The organism is Mumia sp. zg.B21 (assembly GCF_019550855.1).
Taxonomy (GTDB): Bacteria; Actinomycetota; Actinomycetes; order Propionibacteriales; family Nocardioidaceae; genus Mumia.
This window is the reverse complement of the sequence record NZ_JAHWCJ010000002.1, coordinates 725,143-748,370: the sequence shown is the minus strand read 5'-3', so window position 1 is coordinate 748,370 and position 23,228 is coordinate 725,143. Positions and strand designations below refer to the sequence as shown.

The 23,228-nt window shown below is 70.6% G+C and carries 26 protein-coding genes; 13 read left to right on the top strand and 13 right to left on the bottom strand.

The window, feature by feature from the left end; all coding sequences use genetic code 11:
- Window positions 1-18: 18 nt before the first annotated feature.
- From KV100_RS12385 to KV100_RS12375, 3 genes are read right to left on the bottom strand one after another with little or no spacing between them, the layout of a single operon-like run.
- Window positions 19-1,332, bottom strand: a complete 1,314-nt coding sequence (locus tag KV100_RS12385; RefSeq protein ID WP_220343345.1) for a UDP-glucose/GDP-mannose dehydrogenase family protein — start codon at window positions 1,330-1,332, stop codon at window positions 19-21.
- Between the two features lie 22 nt (window positions 1,333-1,354).
- On the bottom strand, window positions 1,355-2,338 hold the full coding sequence (locus tag KV100_RS12380; RefSeq protein ID WP_308291428.1) for a folate-binding protein: 984 nt from the start codon (window positions 2,336-2,338) through the stop codon (window positions 1,355-1,357).
- Window positions 2,331-2,840, bottom strand: a complete 510-nt coding sequence (locus KV100_RS12375; RefSeq protein ID WP_220343343.1) for an FABP family protein — start codon at window positions 2,838-2,840, stop codon at window positions 2,331-2,333. The genes KV100_RS12380 and KV100_RS12375 overlap by 8 nt, the downstream gene beginning before the upstream one ends.
- A 47-nt stretch (window positions 2,841-2,887) precedes the next feature.
- Here KV100_RS12375 and dtd point away from each other — a divergent pair, with 47 nt between their 5' ends.
- Together dtd and KV100_RS12365 are read left to right on the top strand one after the other, a co-directional pair.
- On the top strand, window positions 2,888-3,331 hold the full coding sequence (dtd, locus tag KV100_RS12370; protein WP_220343342.1) for a D-aminoacyl-tRNA deacylase: 444 nt from the start codon (window positions 2,888-2,890) through the stop codon (window positions 3,329-3,331).
- A gap of 97 nt (window positions 3,332-3,428) precedes the next feature.
- Complete coding sequence (locus tag KV100_RS12365) at window positions 3,429-4,544, top strand: LCP family protein (protein ID WP_220343341.1); 1,116 nt, start codon at window positions 3,429-3,431, stop codon at window positions 4,542-4,544.
- An 85-nt stretch (window positions 4,545-4,629) separates the two neighbouring features.
- Here the strand turns inward: KV100_RS12365 and KV100_RS12360 are convergent, their stop codons facing one another.
- The 6 genes from KV100_RS12360 to KV100_RS12335 form a co-directional block, all read right to left on the bottom strand.
- On the bottom strand, window positions 4,630-4,935 hold the full coding sequence (locus tag KV100_RS12360; protein ID WP_220343340.1) for a DUF1416 domain-containing protein: 306 nt from the start codon (window positions 4,933-4,935) through the stop codon (window positions 4,630-4,632).
- Between the two features lie 4 nt (window positions 4,936-4,939).
- A complete protein-coding gene (locus KV100_RS12355; protein WP_220343339.1) occupies window positions 4,940-5,788 on the bottom strand; it encodes a sulfurtransferase in 849 nt (282 codons plus the stop codon).
- Window positions 5,789-5,844: 56 nt separating this feature from the next.
- Complete coding sequence (locus KV100_RS12350; protein ID WP_220343338.1) at window positions 5,845-6,342, bottom strand: DUF4395 domain-containing protein; 498 nt, start codon at window positions 6,340-6,342, stop codon at window positions 5,845-5,847.
- A 193-nt stretch (window positions 6,343-6,535) separates the two neighbouring features.
- Window positions 6,536-7,015, bottom strand: coding sequence for a thioredoxin family protein (locus tag KV100_RS12345; RefSeq protein ID WP_220343337.1), 480 nt, complete (start codon window positions 7,013-7,015; stop codon window positions 6,536-6,538).
- A 63-nt stretch (window positions 7,016-7,078) separates the two neighbouring features.
- Window positions 7,079-7,903: a hypothetical protein gene (locus KV100_RS12340; RefSeq protein ID WP_220343336.1), complete on the bottom strand. Its 825-nt coding sequence runs from the start codon at window positions 7,901-7,903 to the stop codon at window positions 7,079-7,081.
- On the bottom strand, window positions 7,900-8,229 hold the full coding sequence (locus KV100_RS12335) for a MoaD/ThiS family protein (RefSeq protein WP_220343335.1): 330 nt from the start codon (window positions 8,227-8,229) through the stop codon (window positions 7,900-7,902). The genes KV100_RS12340 and KV100_RS12335 overlap by 4 nt, the downstream gene beginning before the upstream one ends.
- A gap of 77 nt (window positions 8,230-8,306) precedes the next feature.
- On the opposite strand from KV100_RS12335, the gene KV100_RS12330 reads away from it, so the two are divergent.
- Genes KV100_RS12330 through KV100_RS12305 form a run of 6 tightly spaced genes read left to right on the top strand, consistent with a single transcriptional unit; the run spans window position 8,307 to window position 15,258 of the window.
- Window positions 8,307-9,083: a response regulator transcription factor gene (locus KV100_RS12330; RefSeq protein WP_220343334.1), complete on the top strand. Its 777-nt coding sequence runs from the start codon at window positions 8,307-8,309 to the stop codon at window positions 9,081-9,083.
- A gap of 16 nt (window positions 9,084-9,099) precedes the next feature.
- The gene (locus KV100_RS12325; protein ID WP_220343333.1) at window positions 9,100-10,551 is read left to right on the top strand and encodes a carboxyl transferase domain-containing protein; all 1,452 of its coding nucleotides are present in this window, start codon (window positions 9,100-9,102) and stop codon (window positions 10,549-10,551) included.
- Window positions 10,548-11,393, top strand: a complete 846-nt coding sequence (mshD, locus tag KV100_RS12320) for a mycothiol synthase (RefSeq protein ID WP_220343332.1) — start codon at window positions 10,548-10,550, stop codon at window positions 11,391-11,393. Before KV100_RS12325 ends, mshD begins: the two co-directional genes overlap by 4 nt.
- Window positions 11,394-11,442: 49 nt before the next feature.
- Window positions 11,443-12,105 carry a hypothetical protein gene (locus KV100_RS12315; RefSeq protein ID WP_220343331.1) on the top strand — a complete coding sequence of 221 codons (663 nt, stop codon included), beginning with the start codon at window positions 11,443-11,445 and terminating at the stop codon, window positions 12,103-12,105.
- A gap of 43 nt (window positions 12,106-12,148) precedes the next feature.
- A complete protein-coding gene (locus KV100_RS12310) occupies window positions 12,149-14,344 on the top strand; it encodes an RNA degradosome polyphosphate kinase (RefSeq protein WP_220343330.1) in 2,196 nt (731 codons plus the stop codon).
- Entirely contained in the window at window positions 14,341-15,258 is a 918-nt protein-coding gene (locus tag KV100_RS12305) for an NUDIX hydrolase (protein WP_220343329.1), read from the top strand. Before KV100_RS12310 ends, KV100_RS12305 begins: the two co-directional genes overlap by 4 nt.
- On the opposite strand, the gene KV100_RS12300 is transcribed toward KV100_RS12305, so the two are convergent.
- Window positions 15,167-16,429 carry an MFS transporter gene (locus KV100_RS12300; RefSeq protein ID WP_220343328.1) on the bottom strand — a complete coding sequence of 421 codons (1,263 nt, stop codon included), beginning with the start codon at window positions 16,427-16,429 and terminating at the stop codon, window positions 15,167-15,169. The genes KV100_RS12305 and KV100_RS12300 overlap by 92 nt on opposite strands.
- A gap of 61 nt (window positions 16,430-16,490) precedes the next feature.
- Between KV100_RS12300 and KV100_RS12295 the strand changes: the two genes are divergently transcribed.
- The 5 genes from KV100_RS12295 to pstB all read left to right on the top strand — a co-directional run bounded on the left by KV100_RS12295 (window position 16,491) and on the right by pstB (window position 21,145).
- Window positions 16,491-16,877 (top strand): MerR family transcriptional regulator, encoded by a 387-nt coding sequence (locus KV100_RS12295; protein WP_220343327.1) that lies wholly within the window; start codon window positions 16,491-16,493, stop codon window positions 16,875-16,877.
- Window positions 16,878-17,027: 150 nt separating this feature from the next.
- Window positions 17,028-18,125 carry a phosphate ABC transporter substrate-binding protein PstS gene (gene pstS, locus KV100_RS12290; protein ID WP_220343326.1) on the top strand — a complete coding sequence of 366 codons (1,098 nt, stop codon included), beginning with the start codon at window positions 17,028-17,030 and terminating at the stop codon, window positions 18,123-18,125.
- Window positions 18,126-18,210: 85 nt separating this feature from the next.
- The gene (pstC, locus tag KV100_RS12285) at window positions 18,211-19,176 is read left to right on the top strand and encodes a phosphate ABC transporter permease subunit PstC (protein WP_220343325.1); all 966 of its coding nucleotides are present in this window, start codon (window positions 18,211-18,213) and stop codon (window positions 19,174-19,176) included.
- Window positions 19,173-20,282, top strand: a complete 1,110-nt coding sequence (gene pstA, locus KV100_RS12280; RefSeq protein WP_220343324.1) for a phosphate ABC transporter permease PstA — start codon at window positions 19,173-19,175, stop codon at window positions 20,280-20,282. The genes pstC and pstA overlap by 4 nt, the downstream gene beginning before the upstream one ends.
- Window positions 20,279-21,145 carry a phosphate ABC transporter ATP-binding protein PstB gene (gene pstB / locus KV100_RS12275; protein ID WP_255560595.1) on the top strand — a complete coding sequence of 289 codons (867 nt, stop codon included), beginning with the start codon at window positions 20,279-20,281 and terminating at the stop codon, window positions 21,143-21,145. Before pstA ends, pstB begins: the two co-directional genes overlap by 4 nt.
- An 80-nt stretch (window positions 21,146-21,225) precedes the next feature.
- On the opposite strand, the gene KV100_RS12270 is transcribed toward pstB, so the two are convergent.
- The 3 genes from KV100_RS12270 to KV100_RS12260 all read right to left on the bottom strand — a co-directional run bounded on the left by KV100_RS12270 (window position 21,226) and on the right by KV100_RS12260 (window position 23,151).
- The gene (locus KV100_RS12270; RefSeq protein ID WP_301021729.1) at window positions 21,226-22,236 is read right to left on the bottom strand and encodes an inorganic phosphate transporter; all 1,011 of its coding nucleotides are present in this window, start codon (window positions 22,234-22,236) and stop codon (window positions 21,226-21,228) included.
- A 2-nt stretch (window positions 22,237-22,238) separates the two neighbouring features.
- Window positions 22,239-22,856 carry a DUF47 domain-containing protein gene (locus tag KV100_RS12265; protein WP_220343323.1) on the bottom strand — a complete coding sequence of 206 codons (618 nt, stop codon included), beginning with the start codon at window positions 22,854-22,856 and terminating at the stop codon, window positions 22,239-22,241.
- 127 nt (window positions 22,857-22,983) lie between these two features.
- Entirely contained in the window at window positions 22,984-23,151 is a 168-nt protein-coding gene (locus KV100_RS12260) for a hypothetical protein (protein ID WP_220343771.1), read from the bottom strand.
- Window positions 23,152-23,228: the final 77 nt, after the last annotated feature.

The following is a 23,228-nucleotide window of genomic DNA, read 5'->3' as shown; positions in this document are numbered from 1 at the left end:
GCGTCGGGGCGCGGCTGACTACGGCCGGCCGAGACCCCGGTAGGTCCAGCCGGCCTCGCGCCACTGGATCGGGTCGAGCACGTTGCGTCCGTCGACCACGACGGCACTGCGGACCTGCTTGGCCAGGGCTGCCGGGTCGAGCGCGACGTACTCGCGCCACTCGGTGAGCAGGAGGACGAGGTCGGCGCCGTCCACGGCCTCGTCGACCGACGGCACATAGGTCAGCTCGGGGTGCAGGCGCCGCGCGTTGTCGATCGCGTGGGGGTCGGTGACACGCACCTCGGCGCCGTGGACGTGCAGGCGCGCTGCCACGTCCAGCGCGGGCGAGTCGCGGACGTCGTCGCTGTTGGGCTTGAAGGCGGCACCGAGCACGGCGATCGTACGGCCGGTGACGGCGCCGTCGAGGACCTGGCGCGCGATCTCGACCACCCTGTCGCGGCGACGCAGGTTGATCGTGTCGACCTCGCGGAGGAAGGTCAGTGCCTCGTCGGCACCGAGCTCGCCAGCGCGTGCCATGAACGCGCGGATGTCCTTCGGCAGGCAGCCGCCGCCGAACCCGATCCCGGCGTTGAGGAACTTGCGTCCGATGCGGTCGTCGTGGCCGATCGCGTCGGCCAGTGCGGTCACGTCGGCTCCGGCGACCTCGCACAGCTCGGCCATCGCGTTGATGAAGGAGATCTTGGTGGCCAGGAACGAGTTGGCGGCCACCTTCACCAGCTCGGCGGTCGGGTAGTCGGTGACGACCAGCGGCGCACCCTCGGCGAGCGGCGCGGCGTACACCTCGTCGAGGACGGCCCGCGCCCGCGCGCCGGCGGCGCCCTCCGGCAACCCGTAGACGATCCGGTCGGGGTGCAGCGTGTCCTCGACGGCGAAGCCCTCACGCAGGAACTCCGGGTTCCAGACGAGCGTGGCCTCGGGCTGCACCTGCGCGATCCGGGCGGCGATCCGGGCCGCCGTGCCCACCGGCACCGTGGACTTGCCGACGACCACGTCACCCGGTGCAAGGTGCGGCAGCAGGCCCTCGATCGCACTGTCGACCTGGCTGAGGTCGGCCGCGTTCTCGCCCGCGCTCTGGGGCGTACCGACGCACACGAAGTGCACCCTGCTCCCGGCGACGGCCGCGGGGTCGGTCGTGTAGCGGAGCCGGCCGGTGTCGCGCTGCTCGCTCAGGAGGTCCTGGAGTCCGGGCTCGAAGAACGGCGCACGCCCGGCCGAGAGGTCCTCGACGATACGGGTGGCGATGTCGACTCCGGTGACGTCATGACCCATCCGCGCCAGGCACGACGAGGTGACGGCGCCCAGGTAGGAGCAGCCGATGACCGAGATACGCATGCGGGGACCCTAGCAAGCGGTCTCAGAGCGCCGGACGCACGTGCAGGCCGATCTCGGGGTCGACCAGCGCCTCCTGCGCGGCGGGGACACCGTCGACGAGGAGCGTCTCCTCGACGGGCACGTTGCGCTTCACGACGGCGAGGGCGATCGGCCCGAGCTCGTGGTGACGCGCCGTCGACCCGACGAATCCGACCCGTCGCCCGTCCAGCTGGACCTCGGCGCCATGGGAGGGCAGGTGCTCGGCCGAGCCGTCGAGGTGCAGCAGGACCGCACGGCGGGGCGGGCGACCGAGGTTGTGGATCCGGGCGACCGTCTCCTGTCCGCGGTAGCAGCCCTTGTCGAGGTGCACCGCCTGCATGAGATCCGACGTGCCGGTGGCGGCGTCGTACTGCCACCCGTACTCGTTGGGGATCGACTTGTCGTCGGTGTCGAGCCCGGGACGCGGCACACCGGCGGCGATCCGCAACGCCTCCCAGGCCCAGGTGCCGGCAGGTGTCCCGTACGTGTCAGGCGCCGACGCCAGCTCGGCCCGCGGGATCACGGCGTACCGGAGGCCGGACAGCCCGAGGACCGCGTGGGTGCCGGTGGCGAGCGTGACATCGACCCGCATCATGAACCGCATCGAGTCGAGGTACGCCGCCAGCGCGGCGCCGCGACCGGGCTCGGTGTGCGCCACGAAGGTCTCACCGTCGTCCACGCCGTGGAAGGCGTGCTCCACCCGGCCCTGGGGTGACAGCACGAGCGCCTGCGTGGGCGTGCCGGGCGACAGCCGGTCGAAGGCCTGGGTGGTCAGCGAGTGCAGCCAGCCGAGCCGGTCAGCGCCGGTGATCGTGAGGACGTCGCGGTGGGACAGGTCGACGAACGCCTGTCCGGCCTCGAGGGCTCGCTGCTCGGGGCTGATCGCTCCGTAGTGGGCTGCGACGCCTCGGTCGACGCCGTCGCCCTCGACCGCGCCAGGCAGATCGAGGAGGGGACTGCGATAGGTCGGTGCGTCGACGTCAGACACGCTTGAGCTGCCCCCAGAGGTGGGACTGCATGGGTTGCCCCTGTGCCGCCATGTCGTAGGCATACATGAGGTCGCCCTCGACGAGCCCGTACATCCGCTGGCCGGCGGTGTACTCCTTGGCCGTCGGCGTACGGACGACCGCGTCGGTCTGCAGAGTCAGGCGAGGACCGTCCAGCTCGCCGAAGTAGATCTCGACGAAGCCCGTCGGGTGCGCGAGGAGCAGCTCGACCGGCCCCTTGGCCTTCTCGATCGGCCCCCCGGGACGGAGGAAGCCCGTCTCGAGCGCCCCCGGCCGGACGCGCTCGCCCGACTCGTCGGTGATCCACGTCTGGCTGAAGTAGTGGAGGAACGGACGGCCGTCGTGCGCGAACGCGACGTCCTGCTCGAAGGAGAACGACTCGATCGTCGGATAGTCACCCCGGCCGTTGCCGTGCCACTGCCCGAGCAACCAGGCCAATCCGAGGATGTCGGGGTGCAGGTCCTCGGGAATCTCGAACGGCATGCCGCCAGTCTACGTGCGACCGGCAGCCCCTCCGTCACACTGTGCGGATGCGTGCGGTGATCCAGCGAGTCAGCTCTGCGTCGGTCCGGGTCGAGGGGAAGGTCGTGGGCGCGATCGAGCGCCCGGGGCTGGTCGTCCTCCTCGGTGTCACGCACGTCGACAGCCCCGACGACGCCGTCGCGCTGGCCGCCAAGACGTGGGGCCTGCGGATCCTCCGCGGGGAGCGCTCGGCCTCCGACCTCGCCGCTCCCCTCCTGGTCATCAGTCAGTTCACGCTGTACGCCGACGTCCGCAAGGGCCGGCGACCGTCGTGGGGAGATGCGGCGCCGGCGCCGGTCTCCGAGCCGCTCTACGAGGAATACTGCCGCGCGCTGCAGGAACTCGGGGCGCACGTCGAACGTGGAGTGTTCGGAGCGGACATGGCGGTGGAGATGATCAACGACGGCCCGGTGACGTTGATCCTCGACAGCGCCGAGATGCGCCGAAGATGAGACATCGCCTGGGCTGATGACCTTTCATGGGGCACAATGAGCGAGACCGCAGCCCCGGCCGTCCGCTTGGGCTGCGCTGTGCTGGACAGGGAGAGGGATGAGCGACTACGACGGCGCCGGGAAGCGACGCGGCGAGAAGCCGCGCGGTTGGCTGCGCCGGCACTGGATCGGCGCGTCCGTCGCCGCAGTGCTCTCCGTGGTGCTCGTCGGCGGCGCCACGTACGCGTACGGGTTGATGACCAACCTCGACAACATCGACACCGTCAAAGGGCAGGCCTCCATCAAGGAGAAGAACCGCCCCGACCCCGCCCCCGGCGAAGCCCTCAACATCCTCGTGCTGGGCGCCGACGCCGAGGCCGACGGCAACAAGAACAAGTCGTCGATCAAGGCCGACCTCGGCGCGGACGGGCGGTGGAAGGACGGCAGGATCCACCGCAGCGACACGATCATGGTCGCCCACATCTCCGCCGACCGTAAGAAGGTCTCGGTCATCTCGATCCCCCGCGACTCCTGGGTCACGATCTACGACGAGGAGGGTGAGCCACGCGGCGAGAACAAGATCAACGCCGCGTTCGCCGACTACGGCCCGTCGGGCGCGATCGCGACGGTCGAGAACTTCACCGACCTGCGTCTGGACCACATGGTGATCATGGACTGGGACGGCTTCCAGGACATGACGGCAGCTGTCGGCGGGGTTCGGGTCTACATCCCCGAGACGTTCTACGACTCCTCCCAGAAGGTGGAGTGGAAGAAGGGCTGGCACAACCTCAAGGGCAAGCGGGCCCTCCAGTACGTGCGCACCCGCTACGGGCTCACCGACGGCGACTTCGGCCGCATCAAGCGCCAGCAGAACTTCATCCGTCTCCTCCTCAAGGAGATGATGAGCGGGACCAACGTCAGCAACCCGATCTCGCTCCAGAAGACGGTCGAGTCCGTCGCCGCGAACCTCACGATCGACGAGAACTTCACGACCTCCGACATCACCGGTCTTGCTTTGGCGCTGCGCGGCGTCAGCGTGGACGACGTCGACTTCCTCACCGTCCCCCTCGGATCGCCGTCGACACGCAACCTCGACAACGGCATGAACGTGGTCAACCTCGACGAGGAGAAGGGCGAGGAGCTCTGGCGCATGGTCCGCAACGACAAGGTCAAGAAATATCTTCGCCTCAACCCCGACGCCGCCAAGCTCGGCAGCGAGACCGAGGTCAGCTGAGCCAGCCGCCCTTGCGAGGCAGCTCCCGACGTACGACGAAGCCCCCGCCCGAGATCCGGTGCGGGGGCTTCGTTGTGCCGTACTGTCAGGCCGCCTCGATCGTCACCTCGATGTCGACGGCGCTCCCACGCTGGGCCTTGACCTGGCGGTCGACCGAGCGCGCGCGCGGCGCGAGAGTGCGCAGCGTCCACTCGCCGGGAGCGGCGAAGAACCGGAACTGGCCGGTCTCCGACGTCGGGACCTCGGCGGTGAACTCGCCGGTGGCGTCGAGCAGCCGTACGTAGGCGTTGCCGACCGGCTCGCCGGACCTGGTGACGATGCCCTGGATCACGGACTCCTTCGCGAGGTCGACCCCCTCCAGGCTGGGGCCGCCGCGGGTCGCGCCGCACACGGGCTCAGGCCTCGCCGGGCTCGTCGCCGAGCGCGACGGGCACGCCGATCAGCGAGCCGTACTCGGTCCAGGAGCCGTCGTAGTTCTTCACGTTCGGGATCTCGAGGAGCTCCTGGAGCACGAACCACGTGTGCGACGAGCGCTCGCCGATGCGGCAGTAGGCGATGGTGTCCTTGCTGCGGTCGAGGCCGGCCTCGGCGTAGAGCGCCTCCAGCTCCTCGTTGCTCTTGAAGGTGCCGTCGTCGTTGGCTGCCTTGCTCCACGGGACGTTGCCGGCCGTGGGGATGTGGCCGCCGCGCTGGGCCTGCTCCTGCGGGAGGTGGGCAGGAGCGAGCAGGCGCCCGGCGAACTCGTCGGGGCTGCGCACGTCGATGAGGTTCTGGACGCCGATCGCGGCGACGACCTCGTCACGGAAGGCGCGGATGGAGGTGTCCTGCTCCGAGGCGGTGTAGGACGTCTTCTCGCGGGTCGGGATCTCCTTGACGAGCTCGCGGCTGTCGAGCTCCCACTTCTTGCGGCCCCCGTCGAGCAGCTTGACGTCCTGGTGGCCGTACAGCTTGAAGTACCAGTAGGCGTAGGCCGCGAACCAGTTGTTGTTGCCGCCGTAGAGCACGACAGTGTCGTCGTTGCTCACGCCACGCTCGGACAGGAGCGCCTCGAACTGCTCCTTGCTGACGAAGTCCCGACGGACCGGGTCCTGCAGGTCGGTCTTCCAGTCGAGCTTGATCGCTCCGGCGATGTGGCCCTTCTCGTAGGCCGTCGTGTCCTCGTCGACCTCGACGAGCACGACGTTCGGGTCGGACAGGTGCTCCTCGACCCAGTCGGCGGTGACGAGCGCGGTGTCGCGGCTCATGGGATACCTCCACGGTTGGTGTGACGCTGGATGGGTGGTGCTGATGAGTCGTGCAGTCAGGCCCGCTGCGGCGAGACCCGTCGGACGATGAGGTACATCTCGCAGCCGAGGCAGAAGCCGGTGACGGCGTTGAGCAGCGCTGCTGCCAGCGCAAAGCCGACGGCGACCGCGGCGACCGGTGCGGCACCGACGAGCGAGGCGACGAGGGCGATCAGGGTGAAGACGAGCCCCACCGACTGGGCGAAGCGCGGCGGGCGGGCGTCCTCGGTCTCCGTCGGAGCGCCGATGCGGGGCCGTACGAGCCGCGCGAACAGCTGGGCGTACGGCGTGCCCGCCGGTCCCACGAGCACCCCGAGGGCGAAGACGAGGGCCTGGAACGCGATCAGCACCGTCGCGAGCGACGAGCCGATCGTCACGAGAGCGACCGCGAGGACGGCCGCGGTGATCGCGGCGGAGAAGCGTTGACCCCGCGGGTCGACCACTCCGTGAAGACCGGCATCGGGGCCGGCGGTGGGAGCAGCTCGACGCGGGGTGGTCGACGAGGTGTGAGACATGGAGACTCCAGGCGCAGAACGGTGCCGCACGGGCGGCGGACAGGTGGGTTCGTTCAGCGCATGCGACACAGCGCCGAGCGCACGCGGCAGTTGTCGACTGCCCGTCGCCTGGTCAGGTGTGTCGTGGGAGGCATGCCGCAAGAGTAGGCGGCGATCCCCCACCGGTCACTTTCCCGTCCAACAAATGAGACGGCTATCCATCATCCGAGACACGCGTCTTTGTGACGCTGTCGAGAACCGCCTCGATCTCAGTGACCCGTGGGACGCCGGAGGCGCGACCGACGACCGCGCCGTCACGGTCGAGGACGAGCACCGTCGGAGTACGCAGGATGCCGAGGCGGCGTACGAGGTCGAGGTGAGACTCGGCGTCGACGTCGACGTAGGCCACGTCGTCGCGCCCGTCGGCCACCCGAGTCAGGAGCACCCGCGCCGCACGGCACGGAGCACAGAAGGCACTCGAGACCTGGACCAGCGTGGCAGCCTCTCCCAGTCCGGAACCGATGTCGGCAGCGGTGAGCACGGCAGGCTCGGCCGGGGCGGGAGCACCATCGACCGGAGGCGTCGGTGCCACCGGCCCGGCGGCACGGACACGCCCGTCGCGGCGGTGGCGGAACAGCGCGAAGGCGCCGGTGACGATGAGCACGACGACGAGGACGGAGACTCCGAGGGGCACGTTCCAAGAGTACGGACCTCCCGTTGAACCCGTCCTCCCTCGGGCGCCGGACCGGCCGTCCGATCAGATACCCGCCCAGACCAACGACGCGACGAACACGACCGGACCGGCCAGCGCGATCGGCGCGGTCACCTCCATCGCCCACCGCGCAGGAGGCAGCGGGCGCCACCGGCGACCCACCGCACCTCCGGCGAGCACCGCACCGGCGATCGCCAGCGCGGCGATCCCGCCCACCAGGGCGTGGGCACCCTCGAGAGAAGCGAGCACGATGCCGCTCAACGCACTCAGCGCGAGCGCCCAGACCTGGGTCACCGGTCGCATCCGAACCGACCGGTCGGCGAGGACCATGATCACGGTCACGACCGCCGCGACGACGATCGCCGGACGACCGACCGGTGACAGCGCCGCCGCCAGCCAGCCCGTCGCCATCAGAGCGATCGTGCCTGTGACGACGACCTCTCCGAGTGCAGTGACGACATCGGGTCGCGGAGGCGGACGACGGAGCTGACCGAGGAGGGCCGCCAGCACCAGCACGGGGAAGGCGATCCCGACACCCGCGAGGGAGCCCCCAGCGACGGACGCGCTCGCGGTCGCCACCGTTCCCGCCGCACCCGAGATCGTCGTGGGTGCGAGGGTGACGACCGCCGCGGCCAGACCCGCCAAGGCGATCGGCGCCACCTTCGGCGACCGCGCGGGGGCGCGGGTGACGCCGGCCGGCGGAGGGGACGCGGCCAGCACCAGCTGCACCAGGAGCACCGCACCCGCCACCACGACGGGTCCGGCGAAGTCGGCGAGCACCAGCAGAGCGACCAGCGCGCACGTGACCACCCAAGGCGCGAAAGCGGTCAGCCCGAGGGGCGAGCGTGCTTCCTCGCGAACGCGACTCACGTGCGGTCGGTCTCGGGCCGACCCGCGCCGCCGGCGAAGGGCGGGAGCAGCTCGAGTCGTCCGCCGGGCCCCACCGTGACGGTGGCCGGATCGGCACTCCCGAGGGGCTCTTCGCCGACCAGGACCGAGCAGATCTCCAGCACGCGCATGAAGCGCTCGTTGCCGGCGTGCAACGCCCTCACGGCGTCGAGGACCTCGGCCACGGTGCCGGGATCGACCTCGTCCACCTCGCGGCCAGCAGCGGCACGCGCAGCGGCCCAATAGCGGACGGTGACGCTCGAACTGCTCGCGGCGCCGCGGTTACCGGCTGTTGATGCATCCGACACGTCGTCTATTGTGAGGCAAGCAATGAAGCCCTGGGCAGAGCCCTGGGCTTTCTTTGTATCCGCAGAAGGGTTACGCGATGTCCACCTTGCTCCTGCTGACACCGAGTACGCAGTCCTCCATCGAAGTACTGCCTGCGCTGGCGCTCCTGCCCCACCACGTCAAGATCCTCCCGCCCGAAGCCAGCGCGCTGCTGGATGCGCCGTCGTGCGACGCCGTCCTCATCGACGGGCGCACCGACCTGGCCCAGGCCCGCGGGCTCACCCGTCTCCTCCGCACCACCGGCATGGACGCCCCGCTGGTGCTCATCGTCACCGAGGGTGGGCTCGCCGTCGTGGCCGCCGACTGGCGCATGGACGACGTCGTCCTCACCACCGCCGGCCCGGCCGAGGTCGAGGCCCGTCTGCGACTGGCGATCGGGCGGGTCGCAGCCGAGGCGGGCGGCGAGCCCGACTCGCACGTCATCCGCTCCGGCGGGCTGACCGTCGACGACGTGACCTACACCGCGCGTCTCGACGGCCGCTCGCTCGACCTCACGTTCAAGGAGTTCGAGCTCCTCAAGTTCCTCGCTCAGCACCCCGGTCGCGTCTTCACCCGGCAGCAGCTGCTCCAGGAGGTGTGGGGGTACGACTACTTCGGAGGGACCCGGACCGTCGACGTGCACGTGCGCCGGCTGCGCGCCAAGCTCGGCCCCGACAACGAGACACTGATCGGGACCGTGCGCAACGTCGGCTACCGCTTCGTGGCGCAGTCGCGCGACCGTCGCGACGCCGGCACGACCGCGAGCTCCGACGCCGGCTCGGGCGACGACGCCGAACGTCCACGAGCGGGAGCACGGCACACCACCGCCCGTTGACCGGAAAGGACGGAGCATGAGCGCACGCCGTACGGCGTCGGACCTGGTCGAGCTCGTCCTCGACGCCGACTCGTTCGCGTCGTGGGACTCTCCGATCGACATCGGCCGCTGGCCGGATGCCTATCAGCGTGAGCTCCTGCGGGCCGCCGAGCGCTCCGGGCGCGACGAGTCGGTGATCACCGGCCGGGCCACCGTGAGGGGTCGACCGGTCGCCGTCGTCGCGAGCGAGTTCCGCTTCCTCGCGGGCTCCATCGGCGAGGACGCGGCCCGCCGCATCGTCCACGCCGTGCGCCGGGCGACCGAGGAACGCATCCCCGTCCTGGCCACCACCGCCTCGGGCGGCACGCGCATGCAGGAGGGGACGCCGGCCTTCCTCCACATGATCGACATCTCCCGCGCGATCATGGACCACAAGGCAGCGGGGCTCCCGTACCTCGTCCATCTCGGGCATCCCACGACCGGTGGCGTCTTCGCCTCGTGGGGCTCGCTGGGCCACGTCACCGTCGCCGAGCCCGGCGCTCTGGTCGGCTTCCTCGGCCCGAAGGTGTACGAGGTGCTCCACCACCGCCCGTTCCCCGAAGGCGTCCAGACCGCCGAGAACCTCGCGCACCACGGCATCCTCGACGCCGTCGTGACCGCGGAGGATCTCCCCGCACTGGTCGACCGCACGCTCGGGATCCTCGTCGACCCGCCACGACCGGCCGGCCTCCCGCGGAGGGAGCCGGTCGCGACCGGGAGCGGCGACACCTGGGCGGCCATCGAGCGCACCCGGGCACCGGGACGCCTCGGTGTCCGCGAGGTGCTGCGCGTCGGTGGTGAGGACACCATCCGCCTCCAGGGCACCGACGAGGGCGAGCGCGACAGCGCGATGATCGTCGCCCTGACCCGACTCGACGGAGAGCCGTGCGTGGTCGTCGGTCAGGACCGCCAGGCGCAGGCGCGGGCGCCGATGGGTCCCGGCGCGCTCCGCGAGGCCAGACGCGGGATGCGGCTGGCCGAGGAGCTCGGTCTCCCGCTCGTCTCGTTCATCGACACCCCAGGCGCTGACCTGTCCAAGGCCGCCGAGGAGGGTGCGATCGCCGGCGAGATCGCGCGCTGCATCGCGACGATGGCGACGATGGCGGTGCCCACGGTCGCCGTCCTGCTGGGCGAGGGCTGCGGGGGCGGGGCGCTCGCACTCTTCCCCGCCGACGTCGTGGTCGCCACCCAGAGTGCGTGGCTCTCGCCGCTGCCACCAGAGGGCGCGTCCGCGATCGTCCACGGCGACGCCGACCACGCCGCGGAGATGGCGACGGCTCAGCGTGTGTCCGCCGCCGACCTCTTCACCGCAGGAAAGGTGCAGGTTCTCGTGCCCGAGCTCGATTCCGACAGCGGGGACGCCAAGAGCCTCGCCATCGCCGTCGCCGCCGAGGCGGCCACCCAGCTCCGGGTGCTCCGTGCAGGCTCCGGCACAGGACCACGCCGATGACCGCCGCGGTCGACCCCCGTGTCGCGCTCGCTGAGAGGGTGGCTGCCGCGGACGGCGTGTCCCCGCTCAACGAGGCGAGCCGGATAGCGATCGCCACCGGCGAGCCACCGCGCGTCGACCATGCGACCCGTGACGGTGACGACCTCGTCGGTGTCGCGTACGCCGCCGGGGACGCGCCCGTCGAGGTGTTCGTGGATCCCCACCACCGTCGGCACGGCGTCGGTGGCGCGCTCCTCGACCGTCTTCTGAACGAGGGCGAGAGCCGCTTCTGGGCTCACGGAGACCTCCCACCAGCGCAGGCCCTCGCTCGCAGCCGCGGCCTGGGGGTCGTACGCACGCTCGTCGTCCTCGAGCGGACCACCGCCGATCCGCTGCCCGAGGAGCGCGGCATCGACGGGGTGACGATCCGGCCCTGGCGAGACGAGGACACCGCAGGACTGGTCGCCGTCAACGCTCGCGCCTTCGCGATGCACCCGGAGCAGGGTGCGATGGACGAGGCCGACTTCCGAGCGCGGGCCACCCTGCCGTGGTTCGACCCGGCCGGGCTGTTCGTCGCCGAGCGTGACGGACGGGTCGTCGGCTTCCACTGGACCAAGGTGGACCCGCCGGCCATCGAGGGCGGCGAGGTCGGTGAGGTGTACGTCGTCGGCGTCGACCCGTCCGAGCAGGGGCACGGGCTCGGCAAGGCACTGACGCTCCGAGGACTCCACCACCTCACCGGGCTCGGACTGGCACGGATCGACCTCTACGTCGAGGGCGACAACACCCCTGCGCTCGCCACGTACCACGGGCTGGGCTTCACCGAGAGCGCTCGCGACGTCCTCTACGGTCGCAGCCTCTGATCCGCGTCGTGCGGCCGCACCGCTTGGGGGCGAGTGCCAGGGTGGATGAATGACCGCGTCGCTGGAGCCCAGCGCCTCCTACCTCGTCCGCCGCGCCGGGCTGGTCGACGTGACCCATGCGGCCAGGCTCCTCGAAGTCTCCGCTCCCGCGCTGGACATCGACGGCGACGGCACCGTCGACGGGCCTCCCGACCCCCAGGTCGCGGCGGTCGTCACCCGGCTCGCCCTCAGCCATCTCGTGCTTCAGCAGGGCAAGCTGTGGGTGGCCGAGCGCGACGGCGTCCTCCAGGCCGCGACAGTCTGGATGCCGCGCCACGAGGTCCGTCTCGGAGCGGTCGGGCTCTCCGAGGGCCTTCGCGAGACCGTTCGGCTCGAGCTCGACGCCGCCACCGTCCACGCGGCGCTCGATCCCGGAGAGGACGTCCGCGAGGCGCTGGGCGCGGCGGAGACCACCGTCGCCGACATGCTGAGCCGAGTCGCGCCGGACGTCGTGCTCACCACGCTGGCCGTCGTCCCCGACCTCGGTCCGCACGAGCGTGCCGACATCCTTCAGGCCTGCATCACGGCCGCGTTGGAGGAGACCGACGGCGTCGCCGCCGCGATGACGCTGCTCACCGAGCACGTCGCCGTCCTCGAGGCGTCGGGGTTCGTCCGCGTCGCCGAGGTGACGGTCGGCGCCGGTCACCGGCTGTGGGTCGGCACCAGCCGCTGATCCGCGTCACCCGCTCGTCGCTGGTGCGTGGCACGATGCGGGAATGGCCGAAGTCCTTCCCCCACCCGCCATCGTCGAGGAGCACCCGAGCTCGCCGGACTCGTTCGACGTGGACCCGCCGTTCGTCGACCACGGACCGGACCTGCCCGACGACCGGCTCAGCGATCGGGAGCTGTCGTGGCTGGCCTTCAACCAGCGGGTGCTCGAGCTGGCCGAGGACACGTCGGTGCCGCTGCTTGAGCGCGTACGCTTCACTGCGATCTTCTCGGGCAACCTCGACGAGTTCTTCATGGTCCGCATCGCCGGCCTCAAGCGACGGCTCGCGGCGGGCCTGGCATCACGGCGCGCCAGCGGCATGCAGCCCCGCGAGGTGTGGTCCGCGAGCCTGCAGCGCAGCCGCGAGCTGATGTCTCGGCAGGGCGCCCTCCTGACGGAGGAGCTCACGGAGCGGCTCGACGAGCGAGGGATCGCGCTCCTGCACTGGGACGACCTCGAGCCGGACGAGCGCGACGACGCCTCGCGCGTCTTCCGGGCCCGGGTCTTCCCGGTGCTGACCCCGTTGGCGGTCGATCCCGCCCATCCCTTCCCCTACATCTCGGGTCTCTCCCTCAACCTGGCCGTCGTCATGCGCAACCCGGTCACCGGCAAGTCGCACTTCGCCCGGGTCAAGGTGCCTCCGATCTTCGACCGCTGGGTGACGGTCGGTCCTGCCCGGTTCGTGGCGCTCGAGGAGGTCATCGCGGCACACCTCGACGCGCTGTTCCCCGGGATGGAGATCACCGGGCACCACGCGTTCCGCGTGACCCGCAACGAGGACCTCGAGGTGGAGGAGGACGACGCCGAGAACCTCCTCAAGGCGCTGGAGCAGGAGCTGCTTCGCCGGAAGTTCGGTCCGCCCGTGCGCCTCGAGGTCGAGGACACGATGGACGACCACGTGCTCGAGCTGCTCGTGACCGAGCTCGACATCAGCCCGGACGAGGTCTTCCGGCTCCCGGCTCCGCTCGACCTGGCCAGCCTGCACCAGATCGCCGACCTCGACCGGCCCGAGCTGCAGTTCGAGCCCTTCGTGCCCGCGACGCACCCCGATCTCGCCGAGGTCGAGACGTCCAGTCCCGTCGACATGTTCGCGGCGCTGCGCCAGCACGACGTGCTGATCCACCACCCGTACGACTCGTTCGCGACGAGCGTCCAGCGCTTCGTCGAGCAGGCCGCGGCGGACCCGCGCGTGCTCGCGATCAAGCAGACCCTCTATCGGACCTCCGGCGACTCCCCCATCATCGACTCGCTCATCGACGCCGCCCGGGCGGGCAAGCAGGTGCTGGTCCTCATCGAGATCAAGGCGCGCTTCGACGAGCAGGCCAACATCCGCTGGGCACGCAAGCTGGAGCGTGCCGGATGCCACGTCGTCTACGGCCTGCTGGGGCTCAAGACCCACTGCAAGCTGTGCCTGGTGGTGCGCGACGAGCCGGACGGGCTGCGCCGCTACGCGCACATCGGCACCGGCAACTACAACCCCAAGACGGCCCGCCTGTACGAGGACTACGGCCTGCTCACGACCGACACCGACATCGCCGACGATCTCACCGACCTCTTCAACAACCTGTCGGGCTACTCCCGGCGGGAGTCCTACCGCGAGCTGATGGTGGCTCCTGCCGGCGTGCGTTCCGGCATCGTGGACAGCATCGAGCGCGAGATCGAGCACCACCGGGCCGGACGCCCTGCCGGGATCAGGATCAAGGTCAACTCGATCGTCGACGAGGAGGTCATCGACGCGCTCTACCGGGCGTCGCGTGCGGGCGTCGGGGTGGAGATGGTCGTCCGGGGCATCTGTGCCCTGCGGCCCGGTGTCCCGGGGATGAGCGACAACATCGTCGTGCGGAGCATCCTCGGGCGCTTCCTCGAGCACAGCCGGCTGTTGTGGTTCACCAACGGCGGCGACCCGCAGGTCTGGATCGGCTCGTCCGACCTGATGCACCGCAACCTCGACCGCCGTGTCGAGGTGCTCGTACGACTCGACCGGCCCGAGCACATCGCCGAGATCGGCAACGTCCTCGACCTGTCCATGGACCCGGGGACCGACGCGTGGAACCTCGGCCCCGACGGCACCTGGAGCCGCGCCACCTCGCCTGACGGTCCGCTGCGTGACCTGCAGCAGACGCTGATCGAGCGCACTCGCGCCCGCCGAGCCCGAGCGCGTGCGGAGGCGAAGGCCAGGGCTACGGCCGGCGGTCTGGTGTGAGCCGCCCCGTGCGCATGTCCGCCGGCGCCGTCGTGTGGCGGCCGGCCGGCTCCCGTCCCAAGGACGGGCTCGAGATCCTCCTCGTCCACCGCGCGCGCCACGACGACTGGAGCATCCCCAAGGGGACCGTCGAGCGCGGCGAGCTCCGACCCACGACGGCGGTCCGCGAGGTCGAGGAGGAGACCGGCGTCCTGGCGCGGTTGGGTGTGCCGTTGATGGAGCTCGAGTACGAGTTCGCCAAGGGCCGGCTCAAGAACGTCGCCTACTGGTCGGCGACTCCGGTCAGCGGAGACGCCGACACTTACGTGCCCAACAAGGAGATCGACGGCGTCGCCTGGGTCACGCTCGACAAGGCGCCGAAGCGGCTCTCGTACGACACCGACCGGGCGGTGCTCGAGGCCTTCGGTGAGCGCGTCGGGTCCGACGCCCACCGGACGCGGACGCTGGTGGTGGTCCGCCACGCGCAGGCCCGCTCGCGCAGCCGCTGGCGCAAGGAGCCCCTCGTCCGCCCGTTGACCGCGGCAGGCAGGCGTGAGGCCGGACGGCTCCGGCCCGTCCTGTCGGCGTACGGCGTGCACCACCTGCACTCGAGCGGTGCCCTTCGCTGTGTGCAGACGCTCGAGCCCTACGCCGACGCCACTCACCGTCCCATCACCGTCGACCACCGACTCGACGAACCGCGCGACGGCGGCCCGGCGAAGCAGCGGCCGGTGACGGAAGCGATGGCCGAGGACGTCGAGCACGGGCGCCCTGTCGCGGCCTGCGGCCACCGGACGGTGATCCCGCGCATGCTCAAGGCGGTCGGGGTCGACGCCGACGCGCTCAGCGCGGGGCCTCTGCCTCTTGCGGGGCTGGTGGTCGTCCACCATCGCCGCGGCGAGGTGCTGGCGACCGAGCGCCACGTGCTGCGCTGATCACGAGGCCGGTGGCGGCGACGCCGACGGCGAGGGCCGCGACCGGGGCGAGGGCGTCGACCCCGCGGTTCTCCAGCAGCCACGCTCCGGAGGCAGCACCGGCGGCGATCCCGAGGTTGAGCGCGGTGACGACGACCGCCCCCGCGGCGCCGCGTGCCGCCGGTGAGGCGATCCGCATCACGGTCGACTGGAAGACCGGCGGGAACAGCCCGATCATCGTTCCCCAGACCCCGACGACCACCAGGGCGACCGCGGTGCTCGTGTCGAGCGCCGTGATCGCGAGCACGGTGATCGCGAAGGCGATCGCGGTCCCCGGGAGAGCCGCCGTCGGGAACCGGTCCGACAGCGGCCCGGCGATCGCGAGCCCCAGCGCCCCTGTGGCGCCGAACAGCGCGAGCACGCCGCCGAGGGCCGCGGAGTCCATGCCCGCGACGCGCGTCACGAGGGGACCGACGTAGGTGAACACCTGGAAGTGACCGACGAGCACCAGCGCGCCCAAGGTCGCGGTGACGGTCACGCGGACGAGCGAGCGGTCGCGACCTGCGGGCACGGCGCCTGCGGGCACGGGTATCTTGCCCGGGGCGGCACCTGGAGAAAGCACCGTCACGAGAGCGAGCGAAGCGACGACGAGGAGGACACCCGCGCCCACGAGCACCGCCCGCCAGCCGACGAGCTCGGCGGCCGCCGTACCGAGCGGCACGCCGACGACGCCCGCTGCGGTCGGTCCGACGAGGACGACCGACACCGCCTTCCCGATGTGCCGCTCGTCGACGAGCGACGCGGCGTACGGCACGAGCAGAGCCCACAGCAGGCCGTGCGCACCCGCGGCCACGACCCGGGCGACGACCAGCGGCCCGTACGCGGGAGCCGTCGCCGCAAGGAGAGCCGCGCCGGCACTGACCAGCACCGCGCCGAGCATCACCCCGCGGCGAGGGAGCCTGCGGGTGAGTCGCTCGAGGGGGAGGCTGAGGGCCGCGACGGTGAGAGCCCAGGCCGTGACGAGCAGTCCGATCCGGCCCCGCGAGACCCCGAGGTCATGAGCCATCGAGGGCAGCAGTCCGGCAGGGAGCAGCTCGATGGTGACGGTCGCAAAGCCCGCGCCGGCGAGGGTGAGCAGCGCCGCCCAGGTCTTGCGGGTCATGTCCGGAACATGTGTCGTCGTCTGTGTCATGCTCGGACCGTAAACCTTGACATTTATGTCAAGGTCAAGCCCGACGATGAAGGGAATCACGATGCGCGTGGGAGAGCTCGCCGAGCTGACAGGGGTGGCCCCCCGGATGCTGCGCTACTACGAGGAGCAGGGCCTCCTCGTCCCGCCGCGCCAGGACAACGGATACCGGTCGTATGGAGAGGAGCACGTCGAACGCGTCAGGTCCATCCGCAGCCTGATCGCCTCCGGCCTCCCCACCCGGCTCGTGCGGGTCGTCCTCGACGTCGAGGCGCTCGCCGACGACGAGCTCTCGCCTTCCTGCACCCGACAGGTCGCCGAGATGCTCCATGCCGAGATGCGCTCGCTGGAGGACAAGATCGCCTGCCTGACCAAGAGCCGGGACACCGTGGAGCGCTATCTGCAGCGCACGCGGCACGGCGACCTCGCGGGCGTCGCAGAACCCGCCTGACGCCGACGGCCGCCGGACGGCGCCCGAACTCGTCAGGCAGCGTTCACCTGCGGTTCACCTCCGTCCGCCTGCCGCTTCACCTCTGCTGCCTAACGTCACCAGCGACACCACAAGTCTGGACATGACGTTTCCCAGAGAGGGAAGAACACCGTGAACCGCACCAAGCTCCGCGCCGCTGCGCCCCTGGCGCTCGCCGCGACCGTGGCCCTGGGCCTCTCCGCCTGCGGGGCGGGCAACGAGGCCGGGGCCGACGACTCCACCACCACCAGCGAGCTCAGCGGCACGCTCAACGGTGCCGGCGCCAGCTCGCAGGAAGCGGCCGTCGCCTCGTGGAAGCAGGGCTTCCAGACCGCGAACCCCGACGTGACCGTCAACTACGACCCCGCGGGTTCAGGGGCCGGCCGGGAGCAGTTCCTCGCCGGCGGAACCGACTTCGCCGGGTCCGACGCGTACCTCGACGACGAGGAGCTCGCGGCCGCGGAGAAGCGCTGCAGCTCCGACGTGGTCGAGGTCCCGACCTACGTCAGCCCGATCGCGGTCATCTACAACCTGCCGGGCGTCGACGGCCTCAAGCTCTCACCCGACACGCTCGGCAAGATCTTCGCGGGCACCGTCACCACGTGGGACGACGCGGCCATCAAGGCCGACAACCCCGATGCCGACCTGCCCTCGTCGACGATCACGCCGGTCCACCGCTCCGACGACTCGGGCACCACCGAGAACTTCACCGCCTACCTGGCGGCGGCGGGCCCTCAGGGTTGGACCGCAGGCGAGGTCGAGACCTGGCCGCTCAAGGGCGGAGAGGGTGCGCAGGGCACCTCCGGAGTCGTGGCCGCCGTCCAGGGCGGCGAGGGCACGATCGGCTACGCCGACGCGAGCCAGGCCGGTGACCTCGGCGTCGCCTCGCTGAAGGTGGGCGAGGAGTACGTCGGTCCCAGCCCGGAGGCCGCCGCCAAGGTCCTGGAGGCCTCGAAGCAGAAGGAGGGCCGCGGCGACACGCACATCGTGATGGACATCGACCACACCACCACCGAGTCCGGGGTCTATCCGGCGGTCCTGCTGTCGTACCAGATCGCGTGCCTCGAGTACGACGACGAGGCCAAGGCCGACCTCGTCAAGGGCTGGCTGTCGTACGTGGCGAGCTCCGACGGCCAGAAGGCCGCCGCCGAGGGCGCCGGCTCAGCGCCGCTCACGAGCGCGCTCGAGCAGCGCATCACCGGCATCGTCGACGGAATCTCGGCGAAGTGACTCTCCTGCGGGTGGCCGCCCGAGCCGGGGGGTCGGGCGGCCACCCGCAGGACGCTCGCCATCGTGACCACCAGAGGACCAGTCCGTGAGCGAAACCTCCACCCCGTCCCCGTCGCGGGACACCACCGACACCGGGCCGGCTTCCGACCGGGTCGGCGACCGCGTGTTCCTCGGGATCTCCCGTGGCGCCGCCCTGACGATCCTGGCCATCCTCGCCGGCGTCGCGATCTTCCTGACCGCCGAGGGGATCCCGGGGATCACCGCATCGCCCGACGAGGTCAAGAGTGGCGAGTCGTTCCCGTCGTTCGTGCTCCCCCTGGTCTTCGGAACCCTGTGGAGCGCAGCGCTCGCGCTGGTCATCGCAGTCCCCCTCGCCGTCGCGGTCGCGCTGTTCGTCACCTACTACGTCCCTCGTCGGCTCGGGCAGACCCTCGGGTACGTCATCGACCTGCTCGCCGCCGTACCCTCCGTCGTCTTCGGCCTGTGGGGCATGCGGGTCCTCGCCGGACAGCTCGTCGGCCCGTACGAGTGGCTCGAGAGGACCCTGGGTTTCCTGCCCTTCTTCGCCGGGCCGGCATCGGCCACGGGGCGGACGATCCTCACCGCGGCGGTCGTCCTGGCCGTGATGATCCTGCCGATCGTGACCGCGATCGCCCGGGAGGTCTTCCGCCAGACACCGGTCCTCCTGGAGGAGGCGGCGCTCGCGCTCGGCGCGACCCGCTGGGAGATGATCCGTACCGTCGTCCTGCCTCACGGCCGCTCCGGCATGATCGGCGGCGCGATGCTCGGACTCGGCCGCGCTCTGGGCGAGACGATGGCGGTCGCGATGGTCCTCTCGGCCTCCGGTGTCATCACCCTCGACCTCATCAGCTCGACGAACCCGAGCACGATCCCCGCCAACATCGCGCTCCAGTTCAACGAGGCCTCCGGTCTGACGGTGAACGCGCTGATCGCCTCCGGCCTGGTGCTGTTCGTCATCACCTTCGCCGTCAACTTCGCCGCCCGCGCCGTCGTGAACCGGCGCAAGGAGTTCTCGGGAGCACACGCATGAGCACGAGGAACCGCAGCGGAGACACGCTCGCACCTCCACCCTCACCGCAGCGGGACGAGGCAGCCCTCGCGCTGCGCGGCTGGCACCAGCCACGGCTCCCGCGCGGAGCCGGTTGGTACGCCGCGGCGCTGGCGGTCGTCGTCGCCTCCGCCCTGCAGGCCGGCCTCGGCCTCCCGCTCCTCCCCTCGCTGCTGACCGGCTGGGCGGTGCTCGGGATCGGGCTGCCCTCGCTCTCTCGTGCGGTCGAGGGTCGCCGCAAGGCGGTCGACCGGCTGGTGTCCATCATGGTCTCGAGCGCGTTCGTGCTGGCCATGGTGCCCCTGGTCTCGATCCTGTGGACCGTCGTGAAGAACGGGCTGCCGGTCCTGTCCTCGGAGTTCTTCACCTACTCGATGCGCAACGTCGTCGGCGAGGGCGGCGGCATCTACCACGCCGTCTGGGGCACGGTGCTCATCACCGCCGCCGCAGCGGTGATGTCGGTCCCGCTCGGGCTGCTGACCGCGATCTTCCTCGTCGAGTACGGCGGTGACGGTCGGCTCGCGAAGGTGGTCCGCTTCCTCGTGGACGTGATGACCGGCATCCCGTCGATCGTCGCGGGACTGTTCGCCTATGCATTGTTCGTGGTGTTCTTCGGACCCGGCGTCCGGATGGGGATCGCCGGCGCCGTGGCGCTCACCGTGCTGATGACCCCGGTCGTCGTCAGGTCGTCGGAGGAGATGCTCCAGCTCGTCCCGCACGAGCTCCGGGAGGCGGCCTACGCGCTCGGAGTGCCGAGATGGCGCACGATCGTCAAGGTCGTCCTGCCGACCTCAATGGCCGGCCTCGTCACCGGGGTCACGCTGGCCGTCGCCCGCGTGATCGGCGAGACGGCACCGCTCCTCATCACCGTCGGCATCACCGACTCGTCGAACTTCACCCTGTTCGACGGGCGCATGGCGACGCTCCCGGTGTTCACCTACAGCTCCATCATGAGCCCCGGCGTCCCGCCGGAGCCCTCCATCGCTCGGGCCTGGGGTGCCGCACTCGTGCTGATGCTGATCGTGATGGTGCTCAACCTCGTGGCCCGACTCGTGACCTACTTCTTCTCCCCGAAGGGCAAGCGATGAGCATGCGATCAGTACTCCGTGACTCCGTCCCGACTCCGGTTCCGACTCCGGCCGTCACCGCCGTGGGCGGTGGATCCCGTCGGCCGGCGATCGGCATCGACGTCGAGGACCTCGACATCTACTACGGCGACGTCCAGGCGGTGCGCGGGGTGACACTGGCGATCCCGGCCCAGTCGGTGACCGCCGTGATCGGCCCGTCGGGCTGCGGCAAGTCGACGTTCCTGCGGTCGTTGAACCGCATGCACGAGGTCGCACCCGGCGCCCGGGTCGACGGCACCGTCCGCGTGGACGGGCGCGACCTGTACGCCGCCGGCGTCGACCCGGTGCTCGTGCGCCGGGAGATCGGGATGGTCTTCCAGCGACCGAACCCGTTCCCGACGATGTCGATCCGTGACAACGTGCTGGCCGGCGTACGCCTCAACGGCGGACGGCTCAAGAAGGACGCCGCCGAGGCGGTCGTCGAGCGGTCGCTGCGCGGCGCGAACCTCTGGGACGAGGTCAAGGACCGGCTCAACCGCCCCGGCGCCGGGCTCTCCGGCGGACAGCAGCAGCGGCTCTGCATCGCCCGCGCGATCGCGGTCGAGCCGCAGGTGCTCCTCATGGACGAGCCGTGCTCCGCCCTCGACCCGATCTCCACCAGCGCCATCGAGGACCTGATCGGGCAGCTCAAGAGCGAGTACACGATCGTCATCGTCACGCACAACATGCAGCAGGCGGCGCGGGTGTCGGACGAGACCGCCTTCTTCAACCTCGCGGGGGTGGGTGAGCCGGGTCAGCTCGTCGAGTCAGGAGCGACGACGAAGATCTTCTCCAACCCCGACAACCCGTCGACCGAGGCCTACATCACGGGGCGCTTCGGCTGACGGATGGCGTACACGCGACAGCGCCCCTCCGACGTGACGTCGGAGGGGCGCTGTCGTTGGACGGCGGTGCTGGGAGGCCGCTAGGGCAGGAACAGGCTACCGACGCCGTACGTCGCGGCCGCGACGGCGGCGGCCGCCGGGATCGTGACGATCCAGGCCAGCACGATGCCGCGGGCGACGCCCCACCGGACGGCGCTGAACCGCTTGGTCGCGCCGGCACCCATGATCGACGACGTGATCGTGTGGGTGGTCGAGACCGGCGCGTGCAGGCCGATCGCCATCACGTAGAGCACCGCTGCGGCGGTGGCCTCCGCCGCGAAACCGCGAGCGGGGTCGAGGTGGATGATGCGGCGCCCGAGCGTACGCATGATCCGCCAGCCACCGGAGTAGGTACCGAGCGAGATCGCCGTGGCAGCCCCGACCTTGACCCACAGCGGGATCCCGTCGTCGGCAGCCGCGTAGCCGCCGGCCAGCAGCGCGAGGAACATGACGCCCATCGTCTTCTGCGCGTCCTGCAGCCCGTGCCCGAGCGCCATCGCCGCCGCGGAGACGGTCTGGGCGAACCGGAAGCCCCGCATGGTGCGGTGCGGGTTGCGGTTCCGGAAGATCCACATGATCGACAGCATCAGCAGGAAGGCGCCGGTGAAGCCGACCACAGGTGAGATCACCATCGGGATCGCGACCTTGTCGACCACCGTGGCCCACTCGACCGTGCTCGCCGAGGCGATGCCCGCCCCGACGAGACCACCGATCAGCGCGTGCGACGAGGACGACGGGAGCCCGAAGTACCAGGTGATGAGGTTCCAGACGATCGCGCCGACGAGCGCGGACAGGACGACGGTGAGGCCGTGGTTGCCCTGCCCCTCCACGCCGTCGGCGATGATGCTGCCGACCGTGTCGGCGACCTCGGTCCCGAGGAACGCTCCGATGAAGTTCATGATGGCGGCCATCACCAGGGCGACACGCGGCGTCAGTGCCCGGGTGGAGACCGATGTCGCGATGGCGTTGGCCGCGTCGTGGAAGCCGTTGGTGTAGTCGAAGATCAGCGCGACGCTGATCACGAGGATCACCATGACCAGGGTGAGGTCCACCCTCAGGACTCCTTGACGGCGATCTGCTCGACCGTGTTGGCCACGGACTCCAGGGCGTCGACGGCGTCCTCGAGGGACTCGACCACGTCCTTGAGCTTGAGGACCTCGAGCGCCTTGTACTCGCCGGAGAAGAGCTTGGCGAGGATGCGGCGGTAGTCGCGGTCCGCCTGGTTCTCGAGTCGGTTGATCTCGATCCAGTACTCGGACAAGTCCGTCATGGTCCGCAGTCGCGGCATCGCCTCGGCGGTCAGCTCGCACCCGCGCTGGATGACCTCGACCATCGACGCCATCCGGGACGGGAGGGAGTCGAGCTCGTAGAGGACCACGAGGTCGCCCGCCTCTTCGATGAAGTCCATGACGTCGTCGAGGCTGCTCGCGAGCTTGTAGATGTCCTCGCGGTCGAAGGGAGTGACGAACGTCTGGTTGACGCGGTTGATGATCGCGTGGGTGGTGTCATCCGCGGCGTGCTCGACGTCGCCGAGCTGCTTGGCGACCGCATCACGGTCTGCCGTGACGTCCAACATCTGCGCCAGCAGGTTGCTGCCGTCCACGAGGTGGCCGGCAAGCTCAGTGAAGAGGTCGTAAAACGACGTTTCGGTCGGTCGGATTCGCAACCGCACGACAATGCTCCCGTCAGGGGGTGGGTGGGCCGGATCAATGGTAGAACCTTGCCCCTACTCCCGCGCACCTCGCCCCGCGTCCTCATCCATCTCCCGGTCAGCAGCAGACCCGGGCCGAGCAGGTCGATCAGGCGCAGCGGCGGCGGGGCCGGACCCCGAGGATCTCGTCGACCGCCTGCTGGCTCAACGGCCCCGCGGCCTCCGACGCGGCAATCATCAGATTGCTCGTCATCTCGATCTCGTCGAGCACATCCTGGTCGCGAAGCCGGACGTCCAACGGCTCAGGTGTAGCCACTACGGCCTCCTCGCAGAACTAGAACGGCAGTACGACTTAGGCTAAGGGCATCCCGACGGGTTCGTCGAATGATCGCC

Excerpts from the sequence above, each read along its gene's own strand:
- KV100_RS12355 (WP_220343339.1), bottom strand. The coding sequence starts at position 5,788 with ATGAGCCGCGACACCGCGCTCGTCACCGCCGACTGGGTCGAGGAGCAC.
- dtd (WP_220343342.1), top strand. The coding sequence starts at position 2,888 with ATGCGTGCGGTGATCCAGCGAGTCAGCTCTGCGTCGGTCCGGGTCGAG.
- KV100_RS12385 (WP_220343345.1), bottom strand. The coding sequence starts at position 1,332 with ATGCGTATCTCGGTCATCGGCTGCTCCTACCTGGGCGCCGTCACCTCG.
- KV100_RS12315 (WP_220343331.1), top strand. The coding sequence starts at position 11,443 with ATGACCGCGTCGCTGGAGCCCAGCGCCTCCTACCTCGTCCGCCGCGCC.
- KV100_RS12365 (WP_220343341.1), top strand. The coding sequence starts at position 3,429 with ATGAGCGACTACGACGGCGCCGGGAAGCGACGCGGCGAGAAGCCGCGC.
- KV100_RS12310 (WP_220343330.1), top strand. The coding sequence starts at position 12,149 with ATGGCCGAAGTCCTTCCCCCACCCGCCATCGTCGAGGAGCACCCGAGC.
- KV100_RS12295 (WP_220343327.1), top strand. The coding sequence starts at position 16,491 with ATGCGCGTGGGAGAGCTCGCCGAGCTGACAGGGGTGGCCCCCCGGATG.
- pstA (WP_220343324.1), top strand. The coding sequence starts at position 19,173 with ATGAGCACGAGGAACCGCAGCGGAGACACGCTCGCACCTCCACCCTCA.
- KV100_RS12325 (WP_220343333.1), top strand. The coding sequence starts at position 9,100 with ATGAGCGCACGCCGTACGGCGTCGGACCTGGTCGAGCTCGTCCTCGAC.
- KV100_RS12300 (WP_220343328.1), bottom strand. The coding sequence starts at position 16,429 with ATGACACAGACGACGACACATGTTCCGGACATGACCCGCAAGACCTGG.
- KV100_RS12350 (WP_220343338.1), bottom strand. The coding sequence starts at position 6,342 with ATGTCTCACACCTCGTCGACCACCCCGCGTCGAGCTGCTCCCACCGCC.
- mshD (WP_220343332.1), top strand. The coding sequence starts at position 10,548 with ATGACCGCCGCGGTCGACCCCCGTGTCGCGCTCGCTGAGAGGGTGGCT.
- pstB (WP_255560595.1), top strand. The coding sequence starts at position 20,279 with ATGAGCATGCGATCAGTACTCCGTGACTCCGTCCCGACTCCGGTTCCG.
- KV100_RS12330 (WP_220343334.1), top strand. The coding sequence starts at position 8,307 with ATGTCCACCTTGCTCCTGCTGACACCGAGTACGCAGTCCTCCATCGAA.
- KV100_RS12375 (WP_220343343.1), bottom strand. The coding sequence starts at position 2,840 with ATGCCGTTCGAGATTCCCGAGGACCTGCACCCCGACATCCTCGGATTG.